The 24,964-nt window shown below is 73.5% G+C and carries 21 protein-coding genes; 12 read left to right on the forward strand and 9 right to left on the reverse strand.

All coding sequences use genetic code 11. The features are described 5' to 3' along the window. The 5 genes from B086_RS39110 to B086_RS39115 all read left to right on the forward strand — a co-directional run. The coding region (locus B086_RS39110; protein WP_018565205.1) for a type I polyketide synthase at window positions 1-3,105 on the forward strand (3,105 nt) is incomplete at its 5' end. Window positions 3,106-3,250: 145 nt separating this feature from the next. Next, window positions 3,251-4,510: an aspartate kinase gene (locus B086_RS0104475; protein WP_018565206.1), complete on the forward strand. Its 1,260-nt coding sequence runs from the start codon at window positions 3,251-3,253 to the stop codon at window positions 4,508-4,510. Window positions 4,511-4,645: 135 nt separating this feature from the next. Further along, a complete protein-coding gene (locus B086_RS0104480; protein ID WP_018565207.1) occupies window positions 4,646-5,947 on the forward strand; it encodes a homoserine dehydrogenase in 1,302 nt (433 codons plus the stop codon). Continuing rightward, window positions 5,944-6,405 (forward strand): hypothetical protein, encoded by a 462-nt coding sequence (locus tag B086_RS0104485; RefSeq protein WP_018565208.1) that lies wholly within the window; start codon window positions 5,944-5,946, stop codon window positions 6,403-6,405. The genes B086_RS0104480 and B086_RS0104485 overlap by 4 nt, the downstream gene beginning before the upstream one ends. A 158-nt stretch (window positions 6,406-6,563) precedes the next feature. After that, window positions 6,564-8,108, forward strand: coding sequence for an MFS transporter (locus B086_RS39115; protein ID WP_051115760.1), 1,545 nt, complete (start codon window positions 6,564-6,566; stop codon window positions 8,106-8,108). 73 nt (window positions 8,109-8,181) lie between these two features. On the opposite strand, the gene B086_RS0104495 is transcribed toward B086_RS39115, so the two are convergent. Together B086_RS0104495 and B086_RS0104500 are read right to left on the reverse strand one after the other, a co-directional pair. Continuing rightward, window positions 8,182-8,616, reverse strand: coding sequence for a winged helix-turn-helix transcriptional regulator (locus B086_RS0104495; RefSeq protein ID WP_324604685.1), 435 nt, complete (start codon window positions 8,614-8,616; stop codon window positions 8,182-8,184). Window positions 8,617-8,713: 97 nt separating this feature from the next. Next, on the reverse strand, window positions 8,714-9,814 hold the full coding sequence (locus tag B086_RS0104500; protein ID WP_018565211.1) for an alcohol dehydrogenase catalytic domain-containing protein: 1,101 nt from the start codon (window positions 9,812-9,814) through the stop codon (window positions 8,714-8,716). Window positions 9,815-9,917: 103 nt separating this feature from the next. On the opposite strand from B086_RS0104500, the gene B086_RS0104505 reads away from it, so the two are divergent. Beyond that, entirely contained in the window at window positions 9,918-10,811 is an 894-nt protein-coding gene (locus B086_RS0104505; protein WP_018565212.1) for a LysR family transcriptional regulator, read from the forward strand. Here B086_RS0104505 and B086_RS0104510 read toward each other — a convergent pair. Further along, window positions 10,795-11,133, reverse strand: coding sequence for a hypothetical protein (locus B086_RS0104510; RefSeq protein WP_018565213.1), 339 nt, complete (start codon window positions 11,131-11,133; stop codon window positions 10,795-10,797). The genes B086_RS0104505 and B086_RS0104510 overlap by 17 nt on opposite strands. 767 nt (window positions 11,134-11,900) lie before the next feature. Between B086_RS0104510 and B086_RS0104520 the strand changes: the two genes are divergently transcribed. Next, window positions 11,901-12,824, forward strand: coding sequence for a VOC family protein (locus B086_RS0104520; protein ID WP_018565215.1), 924 nt, complete (start codon window positions 11,901-11,903; stop codon window positions 12,822-12,824). A 231-nt stretch (window positions 12,825-13,055) separates the two neighbouring features. Then, complete coding sequence (locus B086_RS0104525; RefSeq protein WP_026252094.1) at window positions 13,056-14,045, forward strand: aldo/keto reductase; 990 nt, start codon at window positions 13,056-13,058, stop codon at window positions 14,043-14,045. A 5-nt stretch (window positions 14,046-14,050) separates the two neighbouring features. On the opposite strand, the gene B086_RS0104530 is transcribed toward B086_RS0104525, so the two are convergent. From B086_RS0104530 to B086_RS0104550, 5 genes are all read right to left on the reverse strand, one after another. Next, window positions 14,051-15,010, reverse strand: coding sequence for a helix-turn-helix domain-containing protein (locus B086_RS0104530; protein WP_018565217.1), 960 nt, complete (start codon window positions 15,008-15,010; stop codon window positions 14,051-14,053). A gap of 104 nt (window positions 15,011-15,114) precedes the next feature. Then, window positions 15,115-16,299, reverse strand: coding sequence for a S1 family peptidase (locus B086_RS0104535; RefSeq protein WP_018565218.1), 1,185 nt, complete (start codon window positions 16,297-16,299; stop codon window positions 15,115-15,117). 653 nt (window positions 16,300-16,952) lie between these two features. Beyond that, the gene (locus tag B086_RS0104540) at window positions 16,953-17,498 is read right to left on the reverse strand and encodes an EF-hand domain-containing protein (protein ID WP_018565219.1); all 546 of its coding nucleotides are present in this window, start codon (window positions 17,496-17,498) and stop codon (window positions 16,953-16,955) included. A 318-nt stretch (window positions 17,499-17,816) separates the two neighbouring features. Then, window positions 17,817-18,695 (reverse strand): restriction endonuclease, encoded by an 879-nt coding sequence (locus tag B086_RS45290; protein WP_018565220.1) that lies wholly within the window; start codon window positions 18,693-18,695, stop codon window positions 17,817-17,819. Between the two features lie 121 nt (window positions 18,696-18,816). Beyond that, a complete protein-coding gene (locus B086_RS0104550) occupies window positions 18,817-19,080 on the reverse strand; it encodes a hypothetical protein (RefSeq protein ID WP_018565221.1) in 264 nt (87 codons plus the stop codon). A gap of 207 nt (window positions 19,081-19,287) precedes the next feature. Between B086_RS0104550 and B086_RS0104555 the strand changes: the two genes are divergently transcribed. After that, a complete protein-coding gene (locus B086_RS0104555) occupies window positions 19,288-20,685 on the forward strand; it encodes a helix-turn-helix domain-containing protein (RefSeq protein ID WP_026252096.1) in 1,398 nt (465 codons plus the stop codon). A 209-nt stretch (window positions 20,686-20,894) separates the two neighbouring features. Further along, window positions 20,895-21,794: an intradiol ring-cleavage dioxygenase gene (locus B086_RS0104560; protein ID WP_018565222.1), complete on the forward strand. Its 900-nt coding sequence runs from the start codon at window positions 20,895-20,897 to the stop codon at window positions 21,792-21,794. 18 nt (window positions 21,795-21,812) lie between these two features. On the opposite strand, the gene B086_RS0104565 is transcribed toward B086_RS0104560, so the two are convergent. Further along, window positions 21,813-22,754, reverse strand: coding sequence for an NmrA family NAD(P)-binding protein (locus tag B086_RS0104565; protein ID WP_018565223.1), 942 nt, complete (start codon window positions 22,752-22,754; stop codon window positions 21,813-21,815). Window positions 22,755-23,000: 246 nt separating this feature from the next. On the opposite strand from B086_RS0104565, the gene B086_RS0104570 reads away from it, so the two are divergent. Both B086_RS0104570 and B086_RS0104575 read left to right on the forward strand, forming a co-directional pair. Next, window positions 23,001-23,741 carry a TetR/AcrR family transcriptional regulator gene (locus tag B086_RS0104570; protein WP_234021063.1) on the forward strand — a complete coding sequence of 247 codons (741 nt, stop codon included), beginning with the start codon at window positions 23,001-23,003 and terminating at the stop codon, window positions 23,739-23,741. Window positions 23,742-23,862: 121 nt separating this feature from the next. Next, on the forward strand, window positions 23,863-24,837 hold the full coding sequence (locus tag B086_RS0104575; protein WP_018565225.1) for a helix-turn-helix domain-containing protein: 975 nt from the start codon (window positions 23,863-23,865) through the stop codon (window positions 24,835-24,837). The last annotated feature ends 127 nt before the right edge of the window (window positions 24,838-24,964 follow it).

Genomic DNA, 24,964 nt, shown 5'->3' on the forward strand with positions numbered 1-24,964 from the left:
GAGCGGCTGTCCGACGCGCGGCGCAACGGCCACCCCGTCCGCGCCGTCCTGCGCGGCACCGCCGTCAACCAGGACGGCGCCTCCAACGGACTCACCGCACCCAACGGCCGCTCACAAGAAGCCGTCATCCGCCAAGCCCTCACCGACGCCCACCTCACCCCCCACGACATCGACGCCGTCGAAGCCCACGGCACCGGCACCCGACTCGGCGACCCCATCGAAGCCCAAGCCCTCATCAACACCTACGGAACCGCACACACCACCGAACAACCCCTGTACCTCGGCTCACTGAAGTCCAACATCGGACACTCACAAGCGGCAGCCGGGATCGGCGGACTCATCAAAATGACCCAGGCCATGCGCCACGGCATCCTCCCCCGGACCCTGCACGTCACCGAACCCACCACACACGTCGACTGGAACGACGGCAGCGTCGAACTCCTCACCGAAGCCCGCCCCTGGCCCCACACCGACCACCCACGCCGCGCCGCCATCTCCTCCTTCGGCATCAGCGGCACCAACGCCCACATCATCATCGAGGAGCCGCCCGCGCCCGGCCCCCGTCCGGCCCCCGAGTCCCTGCCGGTCACCCCCTGGGTCCTGTCGGGCCGTACCCCGCAGGCGCTCCAGGACCAGGCCGAACGCCTCCACGACCATCTCACCCGCACCCCCGGCTGGCACCCCGCCGACATCGGACTCTCCCTCGCCACCACCCGCACCCACTTCGAGCACCGCGCCGTCGTCACCGCCACCGACCCCGACACCCTCCTCGACCACCTCACCCGGGTGCAGGCCGACGAGGCCGCCCCGGCCCCGGCGGCGCGCGGCCGGGACAAGGTCGTCCTCGTCTTCCCCGGGCAGGGGTCGCAGTGGGCGGGCATGGCGTCCGAACTCCTGGGCCAGTCACCGCGGTTCGCGGCGGCGATGGCCCGGTGCGAGCGGGCCCTCGCCGCGCACACCGACTGGAACCTGACCGATGTGGTGCGGGGCGCGCCCGGCGCGCCGGGTCTGGACCGGGTCGACGTCGTCCAGCCCGTCCTGTTCGCGGTGATGGTCTCGCTCGCCGAGACATGGCGGGCGCTGGGTGTCACGCCGTCGGCGGTGGTGGGCCACTCGCAGGGCGAGATCGCCGCCGCGCACGTGGCGGGTGCGCTCTCCCTCGACGACGCCGCGCGCATCGTGGCGCTGCGCAGCCGGGCCCTGCACTCGATTACCGGGCGCGGCGGCATGCTGTCCGTGCCGCTCCCGCGGGACCGGGTGGACACGCTCCTGAAGCCGTGGGCCGGCCGGCTGTCGGTGGCGGCGGTCAACGGACCGGCCGCGACCGTGCTGTCCGGTGACGCCGACGCGATCGAGGAGGCGCGCGCGCAACTGGTCGCCGACGGGGTGCGCGCCCGGACGGTGCCGGTCGACTTCGCCTCGCACTCGTCCCATGTGGAGGCGGTGCGCGAGGAGTTGACGTCCCGGCTGGCCGGAGTACGGCCGCGGGCCTCGCGGATCCCGTTCTATTCGACGGTCACCGCGCAGCGCCTCGACACCCGGGAGCTCGACGAGGAGTACTGGTACCGCAACCTGCGCGGTACCGTCCGTTTCGAGGAGACCACACGGGCGCTGCTGGAGAGCAGGCACACGGTGTTCGTCGAGGTGAGTCCGCATCCGGTGCTGACCATCGGCATCCAGGACACGGTGGACGCCGCGGACGCCATGGCCGTCGTCTCGGGCACTTTGCGCAGGGACAAGGGCGACCTGGCCCAGCTGTTCGCCTCCGCCGGGCGGTTGTTCGCCGCCGGTGTGCACGTCGACTGGGCCGGGGTGTTCGCCGGGACCGGCGCCGCCCCGGTCGAGCTGCCGCCGTACGTCTTCCAGCGTGAGCGCTACTGGCTGGACCGCGACGGCGTCCACGTCCCCTCGGGCGCACCGCGGGGCGCCGGGGCGGCGCGGCGGTTCGCGGAGCTTTCCGGCGCCGAGCGGGCCGGGCTGATCTCCGAGGTCATCACCGAGGAACTGGCGCTGGCGCTCGGCCGGGGCGAGGGCGGCTCCGTGGCGCCGACGGAGACGTTCACCGAGTTGGGGCTCAACTCGCTGTCGGCCATGGAACTGCGCGGCCGGCTCGCGTCGGTGACGGGTGTCAGGCTCCCGGTGACCGTCCTGTTCGACCATCCGACGGTCGAGCAACTGACCAAGGTCGTGGACGAGTTGATGGAGGAGGCGGAGACAGAGGCGGAGACGGAGGCGGGGCAGGGCGGAGTGGTCTCGGCCGGTGCCGCCGTGCGGAACGTCCCGGTGCCCGCCTCGGCGACCGCCGCGCCGACACCGCTGATGGCGCTGTTCCGCTCGGCCTGCGCGTCCGGCCGGATCAGCGAGGGGCTGCGCCTCCTGGGCGCCGCCGCCCACTTGCGCGAGGAAGCGGCTTCCCCTGCCGCGCCCCGGCCGCCGATCCGCTTCGCGCGCGGCGCCGGGCAGGCCGCCCTCGTGTGCCTGCCGTCGTTCGTGGCCCCGGCGAGCCCGTACCAGTTCGCCCGGTTCGCCTCAGCGTTCCGTGGCGAGCGGGACGTGTACGCGCTGACCGCCGCCGGATACGCCGACGGCGAGCCGCTGCCCGGGACCGTCGCGTCCCTCGTACGCGCCCAGGCGGACGCCGTACGCGCCTGCGCGGACGGCCGGCCGTTCGTCCTGGTCGGCTACTCCTCGGGCGGCTGGCTCGCCCAGGCGGTGGCGGAGGAGCTGGCCGCGGGCGACCGGCCCGAGCGCGTCGTGCTCCTGGACAGCTATCTGCCCGACGACCCGGAGATCCTGCGGATCCAGTCGACGCTCTTCGACGAGCTGGCCACCAAGCCGGAGGTCGCCGACCTGGTCGACGACGCCAATCTGACCGCCATGGGCCGCCATCTCGACCTGTTCCGGGGCTGGACGCCCCGGCGGGCCGCCGCCCCGACGCTGATGGTCCGGGCCGAGGAGCTGCCCGGCGGCGACGACGGCGCGCGGTCGCGCTGGCCGCTGGCGCACACCGAGATCTCCGTGCCGGGCAGTCACGTCTCGATGATCGACGCGTTCGCCGACACGACGGCGCGGGCGGTCGCGTCCTGGCTCCGCCCGTCGCGCTGATCCGGTGCGCCGTGCCTCGCCGCCCCTCCGGACGGCGGGGCACGGCGCGCGCTGCGAACACCGGCGTACGGAGGGCGCGTCGGCCCGTTCCCGTACGCGGCGGCACACGATTCCCGATGCTCACGATGCCGGAAGGAGCAGATGCATGCTGATCGTCCAGAAGTACGGCGGGTCCTCGTTGCAGGACGCGGACCGGATCAGGCAGATCGCCGCACGTGTCCTCAAGACCCAGCGCAGCGGTCACGAAGTCGTCGTCGTCTGTTCGGCGATGGGGGACAGCAGCGACGAACTGATCGACCTGGCCGAGGAGGTGAGCGGCAACCGTCCGGCGCGGGAGATGGACATGCTGCTGACCTCGGGGGAACGGGTGTCCAACGCGCTGATGGCGATGGCCGTCCACGATCTGGGCGGCAGCGCCCACTCGCTGTCCGGCGCCCAGGCGGGCATCTTCACGGACGCCGACCACGGCGCGGCCGGCATCGTCGAGGTGGCGCCGGTCCGGGTGCGGGAGGTGCTGGCGCGGGGCGCGGTGGCGCTGGTCGCCGGGTTCCAGGGGCTGTGCAGGGAGACCGGTGACATCACGACGCTGGGGCGGGGCGGCTCGGACGTGACGGCGGTGGCGCTGGCCGCCGCGCTCGACGCCGATGTGTGCGAGATCTACACGGACGTCGACGGGGTGTTCTCGGCCGACCCCCGGGTCGTGGCCGGGGCGCGGCTGCTGGAGACCGTCAGCTCCACCGACATGCTCGAAATGGCGGCCACCGGCGCGAAGGTGCTGATGCCGCGCTGTGTGGAGTACGCCCGGCGGCACGGGGTGGAGATATGTGTCCGTTCCTCGTTCACGGACGGCCCCGGGACACTCGTCTCGCGGACGCCGCCGCCCGCCGGGACGGGGCCTCGTGTCACGGGTGTGACCCACACCGGGGCGATGGAGCTGGTCACGGTGGCGGACCCGGCCGCCGGTCCCGCGGCCGGAACCCGTTTCTCCGTGCTGCTCGCCGAGGTGTCCACGCTGCTCGCCGAGGCCCGGACACCGGCCGACATGGTGCAGGCCGTCGCGACCCCGGCGGGGAGCGAGGTCGCCTTCACGGTGCCCGCAGCGGACGCCCCGCGCACCGTCGGTCTCCTGGAGCGCCATCGTGACCGCCTCGGGTACGGGCCGGTGCGCCGCCTGTCCGGCTTCGGCCGGGTCTCTCTGGTGGGCGCCGGGCACCCCGGCGCCGCCGGGGTGGCGGCGGCGCTGGCCGGGGCGGGCATCGGCGTCCGGCTGACCGCCGCCTCCGGGCTGCGCGTCTCGGCGCTGTGCGCCGCCGACCGGCTCCACGACGCGGTGCGCGCCCTGCACAGCGCCTGTGACCTCGACACCGCCACCGAGGCCGTCGTCCACGCCGGGACGGGACGTTGAGCGCGCCGCGCTCCCCGGCGACCGCGAAGAAGGCGACCGCTAAGAACCACCGAGAACCACCGGAAACCGCCCGGAAACCGCCCGGAACCGCCGGGAACCACGAAGACCACGGAGTACCCCGGAAATGAGGCCCTGATGAACACCGCCCCCCTGAAGGTGGCCGTGCTCGGCTGCGGAGTGGTGGGAACCGAAGTCGTACGGCGTCTGCACACCTCGGCGCCGGACCTGGCCGCACGGATCGGCGCCCCCGTCGAACTGGCCGGTGTCGCGGTGCGCGACACCCGGCGGCCCCGCGGTCTCGGCCTGGACCCCGGCCTGTGGACCGACGACCCGCTGGCGCTCGTCAAACGCGGCGACATCGACATCGTCGTCGAACTCCTCGGCGGCACCGAACCGGCGCGCTCGCTGGCCGTCGCCGCCATGGAGCAGGGCGCCTCGGTGGTGAGCGCCAACAAGGCGCTGCTGGCCGAGCACGGGCCGCTGCTGCACGAGAGTGCCGCCCGCCACGGCGTGGACCTGCTGTACGAGGCGTCCGTGGCCGGGGCGGTCCCGCTGCTGAGACCGCTGCGCGACTCGCTCGGCGGTGACCGGATCACCCGGATCACCGGTGTCGTCAACGGTACGACCAACTACATCCTGGACCGGATGACCGAGACGGGCGGCGGCTTCGGGGCGGCGCTGCGCGAGGCCGTCGACCACGGGTACGCCGAGGCCGACCCGACCGCCGACGTGGAGGGGCTGGACGCGGCGGCCAAGGCCGTCGTCCTCGCCGCGCTCGCCTTCGGCGTCCGGGTGCCCCCGGCGGACGTGCGCCGCGAGGGCATCACCGGGGTGACCGCGGCGGACGTGGCCGACGCCCGCGCCCTCGGCCGGGTCGTCAAACCGGTCACCGTGCTGGAGCGGCCCGCCGGCCGGGACGGCGTGCTGCTGCGGGTCCATCCCGCGATGGTGGCCCGTGCGCATCCTCTCGCCGAGGTGCGCGGCGCCGACAACGCGGTGCTCGTGGAGGCCGCCGACGCCGGGCCGCTGCTGTTCCGCGGCGCCGGGGCCGGTGGTGTGCCCACCGCGGGCGCGGTCCTCGGCGATGTCGTGGCGGCGGCCCGCAGGAGGGTGCTCGGGCACCGCGGCGCCGCGCCCCAGACCTTGGTGGCGCGGAGCGGCGCCGTCCCGGGCGCCCGCTCCCGCCACCACCTGCGTGTCCCGGTGACCGACACCGCGGCGGCGCTCGCCGACGTGGCCGCCGCGCTGCGGGACGGGGGCGTGCGCGTCGACGGCGCCCACCGGCGGCGCGCGGCGGGGCGGGAGGCGCTCGTCCTGCTGACGGAGGACACCGACGACGCGGCGCTGAGCTCCGCGCTCGCGGCCGTCGCCGCGCTGCCGTGTGTGAGCGGCGCACCGCGCGGCATGCGGCTGCTCGACGCGGAGGAGCACCGGTGACCGCCGGGCCCGCGTCGGCGGTCGTGGACTCCTTCGCCCTGTACCGGATCGTCACCGGTCACGGTCCGGAGGCCGCCGCCGTCCGCGTCGCGGCGCTGACCGGAAGGCTGAAGCTGCTCGCGCCGTCCGTCGCGGTGGCGGTCACCGCGGGGATGCGCGACTGCTGGGACGAGACATGTGTGCAACGGCACGGCTTCCTCGGCGGCAAACTGACGGCCTTCTGCCGGCGCAGCTCGCTGGACAGCGCCCCGCACGACGCCTCGGCGGCCGTCGAGGCGGGCCGGCTGTACGCGGCGTCCACCACGCTGCGTATCGACGGGCCCGAGGTGCTGGCCGCCTGCCACGCCGCCCGGCTGGCCGATCGCAGCGGCTGCGAACTGCTGACGGCGGCGCGGGCGTCGTACTGCTACCGGGCGGCGCGGGAGGCCGGACTGCGGGTGTCCCTTCGCACGGTCTGAAGCGGTCGGCGCCATCCGGTGCGACGGCCGGTCCCCGGGTGTTCGAATTTCCGGGCAAGAGGCTCTCAGCAGCCGGTCAGAGGCAGTACACATTTTGTCCCCAGGGACAAGAAATACCGTACTTGTCCTGCCCCGTCGGCGATCTGCACGATGAACTCATGACAGAAGATAAGTCGGACCCCCGCCGCTGGGCAGTGCTTGTCGTCCTGCTGGCCGGAATGCTCATGGGAGGCATGGACCTCACCATCCTCAATGTCGCGCTGCCCACGGTGGGCCGGGAATTACTGCCGTCCAGCTCCGAACTGCTCTGGATCACGGACGGTTACGCGCTCACCGTGGCGGCGACGCTGGTGGTCTGCTCCACCCTGGGAGACCGGCTGGGGCGCAAGCGGATCCTGATGGCGGGGCTGGCCGTCTTCGCGCTCTCCTCGCTCGCGGCGGCCGCGTCCTCGGCGCCCGGTCAGCTCATCGCGGCCAGGGCCGTGCAGGGCCTCGGCTACTCGATGATGCTGTCGAGCACCGTGGTCATCATCCGCGTCGTCTTCCCCGTCGCCCGCGAGCGGTCGCTGGCGTACGGGCTGTGGGTGGCCAGTTCCAGCACCGGCGCCGCGCTCGGGCCGGTGCTCGGCGGCGTCCTGGTGGAGCGGTACTCGTGGGGGGCGGTGTTCCTGGTCAACGTGCCGATCGCGGCGCTCGCGCTGCTGGCCGGCGGGGTGCTGGTCCCCGAGTCGCGCAATCCGGCGCCGCGCCGCTTCGACGGCGTCAGCGCGCTGATCTCGATCCTCGGCCTCGCGGGGGCCGTGTACGCGCTCCAGCACATCGGGCAGCCCGGGGCCGTCTCGCCGGTCACCGTGGCGGCCGGTGTCCTGGGCGCGGCGCTGCTGGTCGCCTTCACCCTGCGCCAGCGCCGCATCCCGAACCCGCTGCTCGACATGCGGCTCTTCGCCGACCGCCGGTTCTCGGTCTCCACGGTGGCGATCCTGCTGTGCTACGGCGCCTACACCGGGCTGCTGTTCCTGCTGACCCAGCAGCTCCAGCTGGTCGACGGCTACTCGCCGCTGAGAGCGGGCCTGTCGCTGGTGCCGGTGGCGGTGGCCAGCGCGATCGGCGGGGTGCTGGCCCCGCGGCTGGCCTCGGCCGTCGGCAACCGGTGGGGGGTGACGGCGGGCGTGTGCCTGCTCGCCCTGGCGCTGCTCGCGCTCTCGCTGTTCGGGGCGGCCGGGAACCTCGCGGCGCTGATCGCGGTGGGCCTCGGCGCGGGCACCGTCATGACGCTGGGCGCGGACTCGATGATGAGTGCGGCGCCGCCCGAGCGGGCCGCGGAGGCCGGTGCGGTCCAGGAGGTCGGGTTCTCGCTCGGCGCCGGGCTCGGCGTCGCGGCCATGGGCATCATCACGACGGTGGCGTACGGCGCGTACATCGAGCCCGTCGACGGGCTGACGCCCCCTCAGTCGGACGCGGTATCGGGGTCGTTGAGCGCCGCGACGGACCTGGCGGCCCAGCTGTCGGGCAGGACGGGCGAGGCGCTGCGCGACAGCGCGCAGCACGCCTTCGAGCGGGGCTTCTCCGTCAGTACGGCGACAGTGGCGGCGGTCCTGCTCGTACTCGCCGGACTGACCGCCCTGCTCCTGCGCCCCGGCAAAGCGCGGCCCGCGGCGGACACCCCGCGGCACGCCCCGGCGGAGAACGAGCCGTCGGTCTGAGGCCGCGGCCGCGCGGGCGTCCGTGGCAGGCGGACGTCCGGGAACCGGCCGTCTCGTGGAGCGGCGTACGCCCCTACGAGACGGCCTTCACGCGTCGGTCCGGCGGCTCGCAGGCCGCCACGGTGTCCGGGACGGTGCTGCGGATCTGCTCCCGGTAGTAGTTGCCCCACTCCTCCAGCTGGGTCACCAGACCCCGCAGGCTCATACCGATCTCGGTCAGCGAGTACTCCACGCGCGGCGGGATCTCCTGGTAGACGGTGCGCCGTACGAGGCCGTCCTCCTCCAGGTCGCGCAACTGACGGGTGAGCATCCGCGGAGTGATATCGGGCATCGCCCGGTTCAATTCACCAAAACGTAACGTTCCACCGAAGAGGTATTTGAGAATGCTGAGCTTCCACACACCCCCGCAGACGGTCATCGCGACCTCAAGAGTGCAGTAGTCGAGCATCTCATCCACGCGCGGCCGCATGTTCCTCCTACTATTCGCCCGCCGGTCTCTGCTCGGCATCCTAATATCCCCATGCTAACCACACCTGTCTGAACGGGCATTGACCGAATCAGACATCTTGTCGCACCGTGAAAAGCTGTCCGCCGGGGCCGACGGGTCACGCCGAGGCGGTCGCGGCGCGCGGGAGGAGGACGGTGCGGTCGAACGGGCCGCTGTGTACGGCGGCGTACGCGACGGCGTCGTTGACGGCGTCGAGGCCGAACGACCGGACGCGTTCGGGGGCGAGGTCCAGCGTGCCCGCGGCGAGCAGCCGGATCAGGCCGGTGTTCGCGGTGCGCGGGTACATCCACTGGCCGCGCACGGTCACCGAGTTGCGCATGATCCAGCGGTACGGGAGCGCGAGCGCGGCGCCGTCGGGCATGCCGACGCCGCCCATGAGGACGACGCGTCCGTACTCGCGCACGGTCATGGCCGCGACCCGCACCGCGGAGACGGGCGCGCTCGGCGGGAGCAGGTCGATCACCATGTCGATCGGGCCGTCGGCCGCCGCGCACATCGCCGCGCCGTCGGCCGCCTCGTCGCCGGTCAGCGGCACCGGGCGCACCCGTGGGCCGAACCGGTCGGCGAGCAGGCCGAGCGCCGCCCGGTTGCGGCCCGGCGCGACCACGCGGCCCGCTCCCAGCGCGAGCGCGACGGCGACGGCGCTGCTGCCGAGGTTGCCGGTGGCCCCGCTGACGAGCAGCGTCTCACCGGCCGCGAGTCCGCCGGCGAGCAGTCCGCCGTAGGCGATGGTGTGCACGGAGAGCGCGGACCAGCGGGCCGGGTCGTCCCCGGCGGCGGCCGGGAGCGGGAAGACGTTCTCCGTGGGCACCCGCATGAGTTCGGCGAACGCCCCGTCGTGCAGGTGCCGGGCGAGCTTCGCGCCGCCCTCGCCGCGGGAGCTCCAGCCCTGGAGGGTGATGTCGGGCGTCAGCGCGTCGTCGCGCGAGCGCACCGTGCAGTCGCACCACACCAGGTCCCCGGCGCGCAGCCGGGTGGCGTCCGGGCCGACGTGGACGATCCGGCCCACCGCGCCGACCCCGGGCACGACGGGCGGGACGAGGGGGTAGTTCCGTGCGCCGCCGAAGACCTCGGCCGCGTACGGGGCGACGCAGGTGGCCAGGACCTCGACCAGCACCTCACCGCCGCCCGCCTCGGGGTCGGGCAGCTCGCGCACCGTGAGCGGGGCTCCGAACCGGGTCAGTACCGCTGCTCGCATGTGAGGGCCTCCAGGGTCGTCGGGACCGGTCGGCATCGACACTAGGAGTGCGCGCGGTCATGCGGGAAGCGACGATCGGGCATATGTGGTATGCGTAGGCCGCATGGACATCTCCAGTACGGGGCTGCGGGTCCTCCGGCAGATCGCGGAATCCGGCAGCTTCACGGCGGCCGCCGCCCGGCTCGGCTACACGCAGTCGGCGGTCTCGCGGCAGGCCGTCTCGCTCGAACGGAGCGCGGGCGTCACGCTGTTCGACCGGCGTCCCGACGGGGTGCGGCTCACCCCCGCCGGGCTGACCCTGCTGCGCCACGCCCGCACCATGCTGGACTGCCTTGCGGCGGCCGAAGCCGACCTCACCGGCACGGTCCCCCGGTCCACGACGGTGCGGCTCGGGCTGTTCCTGAGCGCGGGCGCGGTCGTCCTGCCCGCGGCGCTCACCCGGCTCGCGGCGACCGACCCGCAGATCACGGTCACCACGACCGAGGGCACCTCACCGGCCCTGGTCCGGGCGCTGCGGGCGGGCTCGATCGACCTGGCCGTGCTGAGTTCCCGGCCGCCGCACCGGCCGTTGGACGGCGAGTCACCGCGCCTGCACGTGGAGACCGCCGTGGACACCGAACTCGTCCTGGCGACGGCTTCGGCCGGGACGTTCGCCGGGCGCACGGCGGTGCATGTCGACGAACTGGTCGACGCCGCGTGGATCGCCGCCCCGTCGTCGCACTCCGAACCGCTGCTGGGTGTCTGGCCGGGCCTGCCCGGACGGCCGCGTATCGCCCACCGGGCACGCGACTGGCTCACGAAGCTCCACCTGGTCGCGGGCGGCTTCGGGGTGACGACGGTACCGTCCCGGCTCGCGCCGGTGCTCCCGCCCGGGGTGAGCCTGCTCCGCGTCGAAGGCGCGCCCGCGGAGCTCCGCCGTGTGCTCGTGGCGCGCCTTCCCGGCCGCTGCTCCCCGGCGGTCACGGCCGTCACCCGGGCGATCACCTCGTCCGTCTGACCCCGGCCGCCGGGGCGGGCGGGCGCCGTGCGAAGAGGTTGGCCCACAGGCTGCCGTCGCCGCCGACGTCGCTGATGCCGAACTCGAAGTTGCCCCGGCCCAGTTGTCCGACCCTGATGCCGCTCTGCCACTTCCCGCCCAGCGAGGACCAGTTGCTCCAGGTATCGGTGGGGTTCCGGGTGCGGGCATCGGCGGCGCGGTCGGTGCCGATCTCGCAGTAGCTGAGCGCGTGCGCCGGGGTGGCGGCGAGGGCCGTGCCTGCGACGACCGCGGCCGTCAGGACGGCAGCCTGATTCTGTTCATGGTGGGGTTCTCTCTGCACGTGGACGATTGCACGGATGCTGCGCCCGCCCGGCCCGGAACGGGGTCCGGACCGGATCCAGGGGCGGTCCCCACCTTGGAACAGGCCGCTGCCGTCCCGCTGGCGTCCCGCTGGCGTCCCGTTCCAGCTGCCGAGACGTGATGTGACGTACTGTCATGTAACGCCAGGAGCCGCGTGCCGCGATGTGATACGGCTGCGCGTGCAATGGTGCGTTCCTGGTTCAGGGTCGGGCAGGGGATTCGGGTACGGGGTTCGGGTCCGACGCCGGTCCAGATACCTGGCTGGGGCTGCGACCGCACGACGTCGACGCGGTCACCCGCGCCCTCCCCGGGCACTGCCGTGTCGTCGCGGTCGATCTCGCCGAACACGGCGGGTCGCGGTCCGCGCGGGACGTCCGGCGGCTTCCCGGCACGGTCTCCCAGGTGGCCGCGCTCGACGCCCTGCACCACCTCGGCCTCTTTCCCGCGCAGGACGCGCGGGACATGGCCGCCGCGCTGGCCGACACCGCCCCGCCGGTCCCGGTGTTCGCGGTGCGCTCGGTCCTCGCGCGGACTCCGAGGCGTGCCGCGCTCGGGACTGTTCCGTCCTCCCGCCCCGGCTCCGGTCGCCTCCGGGCGACCTCCGCCTCACGGGTTCACGGGAAGGCCGCCGGATATGGGTATAGGCCGTACACCGGCCCGGTTCCCGAGGGCCGGTGAGCAACTCGTCAGCCGGACCGAGGGCATCGGTGAGATGCGCCGGACATTCGTCCGCACAGGAGGACCGACATGGGCATGCATCGGCTCACCCGGGTCACGATGGGCGTCCCGAACGTCGCGGAAACCATCGCCTACTACTCCGATTTCGGGCTCACCCACCACGGCGGCGGGTCCTTCGGCACCCGCGACGGCGGGGAGCAGTTACGCGTCCGGTACGCCCCCCGCCGCCGGTTGACCGAACTCGGCGTGGGAGTCGACGACGCCGACGACATCGCGCGGACGGCGTCGCGGCTGGAGCGCCTCGGCGTGTCCGGCGGCCCGGACGGCTCCGCCGTCACCGCGGTCGAGCCGGTCTCCGGCTTCGTCGTCCGCGTCGAGATCGCGCCGCGGATCACCCAGCGGCCCGTCCCGGCCACTCCGTACAACGGGCCCGGCCGCGTCGAGCGGCTCGGCCGCGCGCCCGGCGTGCTGCGCGCGGACCCGATCCGGCCCGCCAAGCTCGGCCACTGCGTGGTGGGCACCACCGATCTCGCGGCCACCACGCGGTTCTTCACCGAGGCACTCGGTTTCCGGATCAGTGACCACATCGGGGACCGGGGCACCTTCATGCGCTGCTCGGTCGACCACCACAATGTGCTCGCGCTCGCGGCACCGGTGAACTTCCTGCACCACACGTCCTGGCAGCTCGACGACATCGACGACATCGGACGGGGCGCGGCGGCGATGCTGGACGGCCATCCCGACCGGCATGTCTGGGGCCTCGGCCGGCACCACGCGGGCTCCAACTTCTTCTGGTACCTCAAGGACCCGGCGGGCACCTTCAGCGAGTACTACGCCGACATGGACTGCATCCCCGAGGACGAACTCTGGACCCCGGAGGTCTTCGACGCCGCCCGGGGCCTGTTCAGCTGGGGCCCGCCCCCGCCACCGTCCTTCCTGGAACCGGACGACCTGGCCGCCCTCATGACCGGCCAGCACGCACCGTCCCGGTGACAGCGGCCGCCCGTGCCCGCCCGGTCGGCACCGGGGGGCACGGGCGGCCCGCAGCACAGGGTGCGGTTTGACTTCGAGTGTGCTCCAGCTCGTAGCGTCGCGGATGTCCGGCGTGCCGGGGGCCCCGGAGCGGGTCGGCTGGCGGAGGATGCAGGGGGCGGCAACCGTCAGCGGACGGGAACAGCCCTCGTGCCGGACGGACGGCGAACGAAAGTGCGAGAAAGGACCCTCATGCAGGAACGCAGTCTTCGGGACCTCACGGTATCGGCCATCGGGCTCGGATGCATGGGGATGTCCGCCTTCTACGGCACCACCGACCAGGACGAGGGCGTCGCGACCATCCGGCGGGCCCTCGACCTGGGCATCACGTTCCTCGACACCGCCCAGATGTACGGCCCGCTCACCAACGAGTCGCTGGTCGGCGAGGCGATCAGGGGGCATCGCGACGAGTACGTCATCGCAACCAAGTTCAACTACCGGATGGACAACGCCGTACCGGGCGACATGGACAGCATCGGCCGCCAGGACGGCTCGGCCGAGCATGTGCGCAGCTCCGTCCACGGCTCGCTGGAGCGGCTGGGCACCGACCACATCGACCTCTACTACCAGCACCGGGTCGACCCGGACGTCCCCATCGAGGAGACGGTCGGCGCGCTCGGCGAGCTGGTCGCCGAGGGCAAGGTGCGGCACATCGGGCTGAGCGAGGCGAGCGCGGCCACGATCCGGCGGGCCCATGCCGTGCACCCGGTCACCGCCGTGCAGAGCGAGTACTCGCTGTGGTCGCGGGACGTGGAGGCCGAGGTACTGCCGGCCTGCCGGGAGCTGGGCATCGGCTTCGTGCCGTACTCGCCGCTGGGCCGCGGCTTCCTGGCGGGCCGCTTCAGCTCCCCCGACGAGCTGGACGAGAACGACTTCCGCCGCGGCAACCCCCGCTTCACGGACGCCAATCTGGAGGCGAACCTGCGGCTGGCGGCGAAGGTCAAGGAGATCGCCGCCGAGAAGGACGTCACCCCGGCCCAGCTCGCCATCGCCTGGGTGCTGGCGCAGGGCGAGCACCTGGTGCCGATCCCCGGCACCAAGCGCCGTACCTATCTGGAGCAGAACGCCGCCGCGGTCGGCATCGAGCTGACCGCCGAGGACCTGAGCCGTATCGACGCGGAGCTGCCGAAGGTGGCGGGCGAGCGGTACGACGAGGCGGGGATGCGGTCGGTCAACCGCTAGGCCGGTCAGCGGGGCCACTCCCAGAACATGCCGTGGACACCGGGCGGGCACTTGTGCAGCAGGATGTGCGCGGCGTGCGACACGTCCAGGGCGATACCGCGCTCGTAGCGCATGGGTGCGTCGATCCGCTCCTTGAAGAAGCGGTGGCAGCTCGTCGGCAGCGCGTCGGGGTGGAAGCAGATGTGGAGCAGGTACTCGTGCGGGCTGGTGCGCATCCGCCGCTCGTAGTGCGGGCACTGGGCCGGTTCGGGACCGTACTCCAGTGTGTAGGCGATCAGCGCGGTCTCGTCGCGGGCGAGCGGCCGTCCGAACTCCATCTCGGCCACGACGGTGCGCAGTTCGGGGATGCGGCGGACCGTGCCGAGGCGGCCGAAGTGAGGGGTGACGGTGGCGTGCTCGGCGGATATCTCGTCGTGCACCACCGTGATGTGGCGCGCTCCGTCCCGGGTCGCCCGCATCACCTGCTTCACGGCGACGGCCCGGCAGCGGCGGCGCGCGTCGATGCGTACCGTCTCGTGGATGCTCAGCGCGACGAGGTCGTTGTTGAACTGGGCGAAGTCCGTGCCCAGGGCGAGTTCGACGTGGGAGCGTTCGCCGAACACCTGCCGTGAGTCGTCGAGTCCGGGGCCCTCGCTGGTGATCCGGCCGCGCGGACGGCTCGGTCCGATGAGGGAGCGCAGGGCGCCGGTCGGGAGGTCGAGGATGCTTTCGAGGGCGTCCACGGCGCGCAGGGAACGCGCCTGTTCCGGCTGGCTGCGTCCGCGCTGCCAGTAGCTCAGGGTGGCGAGGCTGACGCCGATGCCCTGGGCGGCCAGCCGTTCGCGCACCCGGTCCAGGGAGAGTCCGCGGCGCTGGACGGCGTCCCGGAAGACGGCGGCGAAGGGCCCGGTCGTGTCCGGCGCCGCGGTGCGCCGGGAGGAGGGGCGGCCGTCGTCGTCGGGTTCGGCCCGGTGGGGTCCTCCCATGGCTCCTCCTCGTCGCTGCCGGGCGGCCGGGGACGCGGGTGCGTACGCCCGGCGGGGCGGGCCCGCCGTCGGCGGACCCGCCCTCTTGGTCCAGGACCCGGTGGTCAGTTGGTGTTCAGGGTCAGACCGTAGTACGACAGAGCGTCGTCGAGGGGCTGGAAGTACGAAGAGCCGGAGGAGTTGGTGCCTGAGCACTGCTGGCCGATGGGACCGCCCGAGGTCATGCCCTGCGCCTGGTTGCCGGAGATGTACGCGCCGCCGCTGTCACCGCCCTCCGTGCACACCGACGAGGTGGCCAGACCGGTGACCACCGTGTCGGGACCGCCGTGCTCGTCCTTGTAGGTGACGGAGACGTTGTACGACTTCACCGCGCCGCAGGTCCACCCGGTGGTCTGGCCCGACTTGCACAGCGAGGCGCCGGAGGCCGCGCGCTTGCTGCCCTTGACGGCGACGTTCGAACCCTGGCCCCAGGTGCCGACCTGAGTGGCGACCGAGTCGTCCGAGTCGACCTGGGCGATGCCCATGTCGACGCTCTGGCGGCCCAGCGCGTAGCGGCTGTGGACGCCCTTGGCGAAGTGCGACTTGTTGACGTACAGATCGGTGAGGTCGGCCACGCAGTGTCCCGCGCTCACCAGGTACTGACGGCCCGAGGAGTCATGGGCGCCGTAGCCGACGGAACAGACCCAGCTGCCCGAGTTGTTGGTCCAGGACATGCTGCTGCCCGGGTACACGGTCGCCTGCGTGGTGAGGCCCTGCCCGTCCCGGACGATGCGCACGGCGCTGCCGTGCGCGGCGGCCGACTTGAGGAACGACTTCGCCGCGGCGGAGGTGCGGTCCGGGTCGACGTGCACGGTGACGGTGTCGCTCGGCAGGTCCACCGACCACGAGGTGACGCCGTCGGGGGCCTCGCGGAGGGCCTGGGCGTCGAGCGACGCCTTGACGCGGTCCAGGGCGTGCTCGCCGCGCTGCGGTACGCGGGCCGCCAGGCCGTGCTGTCTGACCTGCGCGGCGGCGGCAGCGGAGGAGACGTTCACCGTCAGCCTGCCGTCCGCGGTGAAGTAGGCGCCGTCCGTCGCCACGCCCGCGCGGCCGAGGTCGGACAGCTCGCCTTCCTGGGCGGCCTGCCGGTCGAGCCGGGCCACGGCGGCGTCCTCGCTGACGCCGAGGGAGTGGGCCAGCGCCGTGACCATCTCCGGCTGGTACCGGGCCGCGGTGGGGGCGGCGGTGGCCTGGGCGGCGCCTGTGACGACAGCGGCCGAGAGCAGCGTGCCGACGGCGGTGACCACCATGGATATACGGGAAACGCGCACAGCTTTCCTTTCTGCATGGGCATGACACATACGCGGCTGGGGAAGCCGGCAGATCTCCTCAAGGCAGGAGACAGCCGTCCGCGGTATGGGGAATGCCGGTCCAGCGGCGTATTGGGGGGTGCGCCGCTGCCCGAACTCTGGCCCGGCCCGGCCGGGTTGTTCAAGGTGCGTTCACCGTTCCGTTTTCCACAGAGGTACGCATAACTGTTGACCTCGGCGGGCGGACGCCCGTGCCGCCACCGGGTTCCGGTCCGGCTGCCGGAAGCGGGCGGCGCGGGAGGGCCGGCGTCGGCTCGCGCGGCGGGGCCGGGGCAGGACGCGGGCGGACCGGGGCAGGACGCAGGCGGGACCGGGGCAGGCGCGGAGGGGGGCCGACCTCAAGCGCGGCCTTGGGCGGGCGCGAGATCACCGATGTCCCGCATCGGCGGCGGGACTCCGCGAGCGGCGGTCGCCGTCCGGCGGCGCGCCGCTGTGACCGGGCGGAGCATCGGGTCCGCCCGGGTCACGGCGCCGTGTAAGGCGCCGTGTCATGAGCCGTATCACGCCGTCGCCCTGCTCCCCCCCGAGGGGAAGTCCAAGAGGGGCCGACGGGGAGGCGGGCGGGCCTGCCCGGGTGAGGTGCCGAAGGGTGGTCAGGTGCGGGTCGGCACCGGGCCGCAGAGTTGGTTGCCCGGGTCGGACGGGTCGGCGCTGGTCCAGAACTGGATCCAGAGGATGGTGAACTCCGCGCGGCTCAGCCAGCCGTCGCCGTCCTGGTCGAGGCGGTCGAAGACACCGGCGGTGTCGACACTCTCACCGTGCCACGTGTCGACCAGCCGCCGGTGCTCGGCGGGGGAGATGCGGCCGTCGCCGTTCTCGTCGACGGCGTCGAAGACGGTCTCGGCGGTCGCGGCGACGACCTCGCGCATCGTGGGCAGCAGGTCCACCATGGCGAGGACCCCGTCCAGATCGACCTTGCCGTCGTGGTCCGCGTCCACGTGGGCCGCGAGCAGGTCCCACCAGCCCCGGACGACCGTGTCCACGCGCATGGCCAGTTCGGACCCCTCCCGCACCCGGGGCAGCTCCTTCCAGCGTTCCGCGAGGGCCTGGAAGTCGCGCTCGTCGAGGTAGCCGTTGTCGTCGGCGTCGAACGCGCGGAACACGTTGGCGAGCTTGTCGCGCTGGAACTCGGTAGCCACGGCCGGCCCTTTCTGCCAGTGGTCGGGGACCCACGGCGATCCTGCCCACGGCCGGGCACGCTCCAACGGCGCCTGGTGGCTCGGGACGGCGCGCCCCGAGCCCCGTCGCGCTCCCCGTGCTTCGCGCGCCCCGCCTGTTCCCGATCGACCGATTGTCGCGGACACAGAAAGCGGTTCCCGTGGCACACTGGCTGTGGCGCCCGCCTCGCATCCCCCGTCGAGGCGGGCGCTGCCGATCGTGGACGCACGGGTTCCGGAAGACGGGAGGGATCCGGGAAGAGCCGACGCCCTCGACGCTCCCGTACCGAGTCGGCCCTCTCAGCGGCGTCCGCTCGCCTCGTTCCGCTTCCTCGCCTCGCCGAGGATCCGGCCGCGCTCCAGGAAACCCGTCCCGCGCTCCCGGAGCATCCGGTCGGCCGCGCCCTGTCCACGGCCTGCGGCGAGCAGCCGCGCCGCCTCCGCCACCAGCTCCTCCGGCGGCGGTGCGGGCGGCGCGGACGGGCCGCCGGTGCGGTTCGAGGGCGTACGGTCCCGGGCGAGGCGTACCCGCACGGGACCGGTCCCCGCCCGGACGCGCCTGCCGCCCCGGGTGGCCAGCAGATACGCGCCCACCAGCCAGCAGGCGGCCAGGATGCCGACGAACTTGAGCACGTCCAGGGCGGGCGGCCCGGTGTACGTCTCCTCGTCGCCGATCGAGCCCAGCGGGGCCATCAGCAGCAGGACCCCGGCGACCACCCGCCAGTTGCGCCGCCAGAAGCCCCGGTCCGCGGCCGGGGCCCGCCCGGAGCGCCCGGCGGCCGGTGGGGCGGCGGCCGGGCCGGGGACACGGGCGGCGGCGGTCCGGCGGTGGACGCGGCGGGCGGTGTCGTTGGCCGGGGTCATCGTGCCGTCGAGTCGGTAGCGGAACAGGGCGATGTCCCACTCCTGCGCGTAGGCGAGGGCGGTCGTCGTGTAGTCGCTGCCCGTGAAGAAGATCAACTGGGCCGTCGACCCCTTCGGCCGCGCGCCGACGAACCGTTGCAGCTCCGGCCGTCCGGCCTGGGCGGCCTGGTACTTCACCTGGCCCAGCGCACCTCGTGCCCGGATGTCGATGCCCGCGTCGGGGCCGCCGGGACGCGCGACGGCGTCGGCGTACCCCCAGTGCCGCATCCAGCGGGCCGCGTTGTGCTCCGCCTGCTGCCACGACGAGATCCGCATCGGCCGGGGTGTCCCGGCCCCGCGCTCCGCCCCGCTCACTTCGTCCCCCTGTGTCCGTACCCGCCGCCTCATCGTATGCCGCGCCCGAGGACGTACGGACGCCTCGGCGGCCCGCACCGCGTCACGGGCGGCCGGACGGCGGGTGCGGGGCGCGACGGCGCCGGGCCGGGGCCGGGGCGTCCGCGGGGCCGGAGGACAGGGCGGTGCGGGTCCAGGCGGTGATCTGCTCGATCAGGATCTGCCAGCGGTTCGGGCCGTCGGGCGTGAACGACGTCACCAGCAGGGCCGGCAGGCTGGCCAGCACGACCGGCGCGATGAGCAGCGCGCCCAGCACGGCGACGAGGCTCCGGGCCGGCAGGGCGGCCAGGCGGAGGACAGTGGTCATCGGCTCGTCCCATCAGTATCAGTGGAAGGGGCAGCCCCGGTGGGGGCCTGCCGATACCGTGGTCCGCGCTCGAACTCTTCCCTCCCGGGCACAACGTGTTTCGGGGCGGGAAACTTCTCGGTCGATGTGTGATGCCTTGGGGGAACAGTGGCTGAGCTGGGCGGGGACGCGAACACACCGGAGAACGGGCGGCGTCGGGGGCCGGGTGTGCCGGCCAGGGCGTCGGCGCCCCGGGAGGCGCCGGACGGCTCTCCCGAGGCGGCGGCGCTGCTGGGCGAGCAGTTACGGGCCCTGCGGGAGCGCACCGGTCTGGTGATGCGGGCGTTCGTCTCCAAGTACGGGTACAGCCAGACGACCATCTCCCGCTATGAACGAGGGGGCCGGCTTCCGCGCAAGGCCTATCTGGACTGCCTCCTCGGGGAGGTCTCCCGGCGCGGGAATCCCCCGCTGGCACCGGAGGACGTCCAGGCGACGTACGACTTGTACCGCAAGGCCCTGGGCCCCGCGGGGGGACGCAACGCCCTCCTGCTCGAAGTCTTCGAACTGGAGCTGCGCAATGAGCAGTTGTCCGTCCAGACGACCGGGCTGTACACGGAGGCCGCCGCCTACAAGGCCCGCGTCGGGGAGTTGGAGGCGCGCCTCGCGGCCGGCGGTGCCGCGCGGCCGGGCGAGGAGGAGCAACTGCGCCGCCAGGGCGCGGAGCTGGCGCGGCGTCGGACGGAACTGGAGGCCGAACAGCGCACCGTCCAGCAGCGGATCAACCGGCTGGAGCAGCTCTTGCCCCTCGACGACGAGGACACGGCGCTCGCCCCACCGCCGCCGCCCGTGGTCCCGCCCTTCGTTCCCCCGGGGGAACACGGCGGCCGCCGGGGGCGCCGGGTCAGCGTCACGCAGTGGATCCTCGGCGCCGGACTGGCCGTCGCGCTCGCGCTGCTCACCGTGATCGCCGTCCACCTCTGGTCCCCGGGCTCCGCCGATTCGCCCGTCTCCTCCGCTTCCTCGGATTCCTCTGATCCCGCTGATTCCGCTGGTTCCGCTGGTTCCTCCGGCGGAGACGGGCGGACGGCGCCGTCTTCCGACTCCGGTACGGACGCCGCCTCCGACCCCGCCGCCGGGGCGGACGGCGGTGGCGACGGAGACGGGGCCTCGACCGCGCCGTCCGCGAGCGCCACCAGCTGGACCAGGCAGTACCACGACACCTCCATCACGCTGCCCCCGGTGGAGGACGTCGGCTGCCAGCTCGCCTCGATGGACTTCGACCCGCCACGGGGCTACGAGGGTTCGGCCGACGCCGTCAGCGGCACCCCCGACGACCTCACCGTGCAGACCGCGTGCGTCGGCATGCCCACCAACATCACCCTCTACGCCGTCGCCTGGGGGACGTCCTCCGCCCGTGAACCCGGCCCCGCCCAGTGCCTCGACGACGCGAACCGGAACGCCCTTCCCCGCAAACAGGCCCTCTCCAAGATCACCGTCGGGTCGGCGTACTGCCTCGTCACCCGCAAGCAGTCACTGGCCTGGTTCAAGGTGACCGCGAAGCCCGGCAGCCAGCAGCAGGGGCTCACCGTCGTCGCCACGCTGTGGACCCCGCCGGAAGGAAGCTGAACGCGAGCGCGCCGCCGGAATTTCTGGCTCGATCATTGGTCCAGTCCACTACCGGCCAGAGGTTGGCGGGTTACGGGCGGGTCTTTCACAGGGTGGCCACAGGCGGCGTTTCTAGTGTCGCGTACATGCCCACTTTCACTGGTGAAGCGCCAGAAGGACCAGAAGAGCCCGACAACGCCGCCGTCTCCCGGCTCCTGTCCCGCCGCCGCATGCTGGTCCTGGGCGGCGCGGCCGGAGCCGCCGCCCTCGCCGGGGCGGGCGCCGTCGCACACGCCGCCGACCGGCAGTCCGCCACCGGCGCCGGAGCGCTCGACGCCGTCAAGGCCGCCGCCTCGGCGTCCGACGCGTGCATGCGGCTGACCACCGAGCAGATCGAAGGCCCCTACTACATCGACCACGCACTCTTCCGCACGGACGTGACCGAGGACCGTACCGGCATCCCGCTCGTCCTCGTCCTGCGCGCGATCGACAGCGCCACCTGCAAGCCCCTCCGCGACTCGGCCGTCGAGATCTGGCACTGCGACGCGTCCGGCGTCTACTCCGGCTACACGCAGACCGGCAACGGAGGCGGGGGCGGTACGCCTCCCGGGCCGCCGCCGTCCGGCCCGCCGACGCCTCCGCCGGGCGGCGGCGGGGGCGGTCACCAGACCCCGACGGACGACCTCACCTGGCTGCGCGGCATCCAGATGACCGACCACCAGGGGTTCGTCACCTTCCGGACGGTCTTCCCCGGCTGGTACACCGGACGCGCCGTCCATGTCCACACCAAGGTGCACACCGGCGGTGCACGAACCCGCGACGGCTACTCGGGCGGACACACCTGCCACACCGGCCAGTTCTACTTCGCCGAGGACGCGGTGCGGGCCACCGAGGGCATCGCACCGTACTCGGCGAACACCACGGCACGGGTCACCCTCGACAAGGACATGCTCTATCCCGGAACCGGCACGCAGGGTGGGCTGCTCAAGCTCGTCCACGACCGCCGGCACATCGAGCGCGGTGTCATCGGCTACCTCACGATGGCCGTCGACCCCGCCGCCACCCACGACGGCGACGGCCCGCCGCCCGGCGGCCCCGCGCCCTCCGCCCCGCCCTCCCCCGCCGCCTGACGGTGCCGCGGCCGCCGGTCAGGTGCCGAGCAGCCGGGCGCGCAGTGCGGCGACCGTGCCGGGCCCGGCGAGCCAGTCCGCCAGGGTACGCAGTCCGGGATGGACGACCCGCAGCACTTCGATGTCGGCGCGCCAGCGCGAGCCGGAGATCCACTGCTGCCGGATCCGGGCGATCTGCGGGCCCAGCGCGGCCGCCTCGTCGTGGGTGAGCTGTTCGTAGCGCACCACGATGCCGGTCGCGGCGCCGATGGCGGCGGCGGCCTCGGCCGGGGTGGGGTCGTCACCGGCCAGTTCCAGGGTCCGGCCGGCGAAGCGGTCCGGCTGCTCGAAGGCCAGGGCGGCGAACTCGGCGATGTCCTCGAGGGTGATGACCTGGAGGGGCTCGTCCGGCGGGAAGATGTGCCGGTGAACACCGTCGGCGAGCCCGTCCAGGCCGATGCCGGGCACCCCGAGGTAGTTCGTCATGAACCGCACCGGGCGCAGCACGGTCACCAGGGGGATCCGCTCGCGCAGGTACTGCTCGACACGGCGCTTGGCCGGGGCCGCGAACGCGTCGCCGGTGGTCGAGGCGACGCCGGTGAACACCACCTGGCGGACTCCCGTGGCCGCTGCCGCGTCGGCCAAAGCCCGGCCGCGGGTGAACTCCGGTTCCGGGTCGCCGCCGGCCGGGCCGTAGGTGACCGGTGGCACCGCGAACAGAGCGGTGGCGCCCTCCAGGGCCGGGGCCAGGCCGGCCGGTTCGTCGAGGTCCGCGAGGGCCAGTTCGGCGCCCGCGTGCGCGAGTGCGACGGCGGCGGGCGCCGCGGTGTCCCGCACCAGCGCGCGTACCGGACGTCCGGCGGCCAGCAGGCGGCGCGCGGTGGCGCCGCCCTGCTTGCCGGTCGCCCCGGTCACGGCGACGAGGCCGTCGGCGGGGGGCCGGGCCGGACCGGCGATGGAACGGACGGGTTCGGCGGTCATGTCGTTCTCCTCCTTCTTCCCCGGGCGCCGGTTGCCGCGGACAGGTGCGGCAGACTCGACAGGTGCGGCAGGTTCGACAGGTTCGACAGGTTCAAGTGATGTGACACGTATGACAGATGTGACACGTATGACAGGTGTGGCGGATCAGGAGCGTCAGGGACGAGCCTGGTCCGACAGGTGAGCGCACCGGGGAGCATCTGGAAAACTCCAACCCGTTTGGGGCGGGCGCACAAGGGGTTTCGTGACATGACCACAGTGATCAGCGGCGGTGACCGGGCCGATGCCCGACGCAACCGGGCCAGGGTGCTGGCCGCCGCGGGGAAGGCGTTCACCGAGCGCGGGCTCGACGTCCCGCTCGGCGAGATCGCGCGCCGGGCGGGCGTCGGCGCGGGCACGGTCTACCGGCACTTCCCGAGCAAACAGGCCCTGCTGGAGGCGGTGTTCGTACAGCATCTGAACGACCTGGTCGCCTCCGGTGAACGACGGATGGCCCGGCTCGCGCCCACCGAGGCGTTCTTCACGTTTCTGCTGGACGTCGTCGAGAGGACGCACGGGCGCGGGCACCTGTGCGATGTGGTGGCCGCCGACGCGAGCTGGCCCCGCCCGGTGCTCGCGGCGTCCGCGCTGCGCTTCCGGCAGGTGCTGACCGCGCTGCTCCACGCCGCGCAGCGGGCCGGTGGTGTCCGGGCCGGGATCGCTCCCGACGATGTCGTCTCACTCACCGTGGGGTGCGCCGCGATGCTCGCGGCCCGCCGGGACCGGCCGGCCGGTCTCGTGCTCGTCCGGCTGACCCTGGACGGTCTGCGGCCGTCCTCCGACGTCACGGAACCGGCCGAGTTCCGTGACATCTCCGGGGTCCGCCGGGCGGCCGCCGCGTCCTGCGAGGAGTGCGGCGCCGCGCTCACGGTCCGGCCCACCGGCCGCCCGGTCCGCTACTGCGGCGCCACGTGCCGCCAGCGGGCCCGGCGCCGACGCCTCGCGGACTGAGCACCGATCGCCGGGCCAGGGCCTGAACGGAGCGGCTTGGCGCACGAGTTGGTGCGGCCGGACGCGGGACCCGTCCCGTGTCCGGCCGGACCGGGGTGGCTATGCTCTTACGGGGGGTTCGATGCGAGCATGGTTCGACACCGAGGGTGTGCCGCCCGCGGATCGTCTGGCGGCCCTGGACGAGTTGTTCGTCGGCAGCGACCATCCGATGGGTGTGCGCAGTCCGGACGCGGCGGGGTTCCGCGCCTCGATCAGGGCAGTCGATCTCGCCGCGGTGAACGTGGTCGACATGGCGATCTCGTCGTCGGAGGTCCTGCGGACCGCCCGGATGGTCCGGCAGGCCGACCCCGGGCTGCTGTGCGTCGTGATGGGGACGACGGGACGGCTGCTGCTGCACCAGGGCGGACGGGAAGTGGTTCTCGGGGCGTCCGACCTCGCGCTCTACGACAGCTCGCGCCCCTTCGGTCTGCGCATCGGCGCGGACGGCGGGCAGGCCACACTGATCCGGGCGCACATTCCCACGGCGCTGCTGGGCAAGTCGGCCGGAAAGCTCGGTGAGCTGACCGCCCGGCCCCTCTCCGGGCGCGGCGGATTCGCCGGGCTGCTCGGGCACTTCCTCACCGGGCTCCGTGATGATTCCGCCGTGCACGGCCCCAACGACCTCGCCCGGCTCGCCGTGATCGCCGAGGACCTGCTGCGGGCGCTGGTCGCCCATCACCTCGACGCGGACGCGGGTCTGCTCGAAGAGCCCCGGCAGGGAGGGCTGCTGCCGCGGGTCGAGGCGTTCGTCCAGCGGAACCTGCACGACCCGGAGCTGTCGCCGCGCGTCATCGCCGACGCCCTCCACCTCTCGGTGGGCTATCTGCACCGCCTGTTCAGCGACCGCGAGACCACTGTCGCCGCCTGGGTCCGCCAGTTGCGCCTCGAACGCGCCCGCCGCGATCTGCGCGACGCGGACCTGCGGGACGTGCCGGTCCGCCAGATCGCGGAGCGCTGGGGGTTCAAGGACCACTCGACGTTCACCCGGAGCTTCCGCGCCGCCTACGGCATGCCGCCGCGGGACTACCGGCACGGACTCCCCACCGCCGCCTCCTGAGACGGGGACGGCACCGCCCCCGGCCCCTCCCGCGCTCCTCCCGGGTCGTACGGAACCGGCCGCGGTCCGGGGGGAGCCGGACCGCGGCCGCTGCCGTGCCGTACAGGGGTGCGTGTGCGGACGAACG

The sequence above is a fragment of the Streptomyces sp. PsTaAH-124 genome, assembly GCF_000373685.1.
GTDB lineage: Bacteria > Actinomycetota > Actinomycetes > Streptomycetales > Streptomycetaceae > Streptomyces > Streptomyces andamanensis.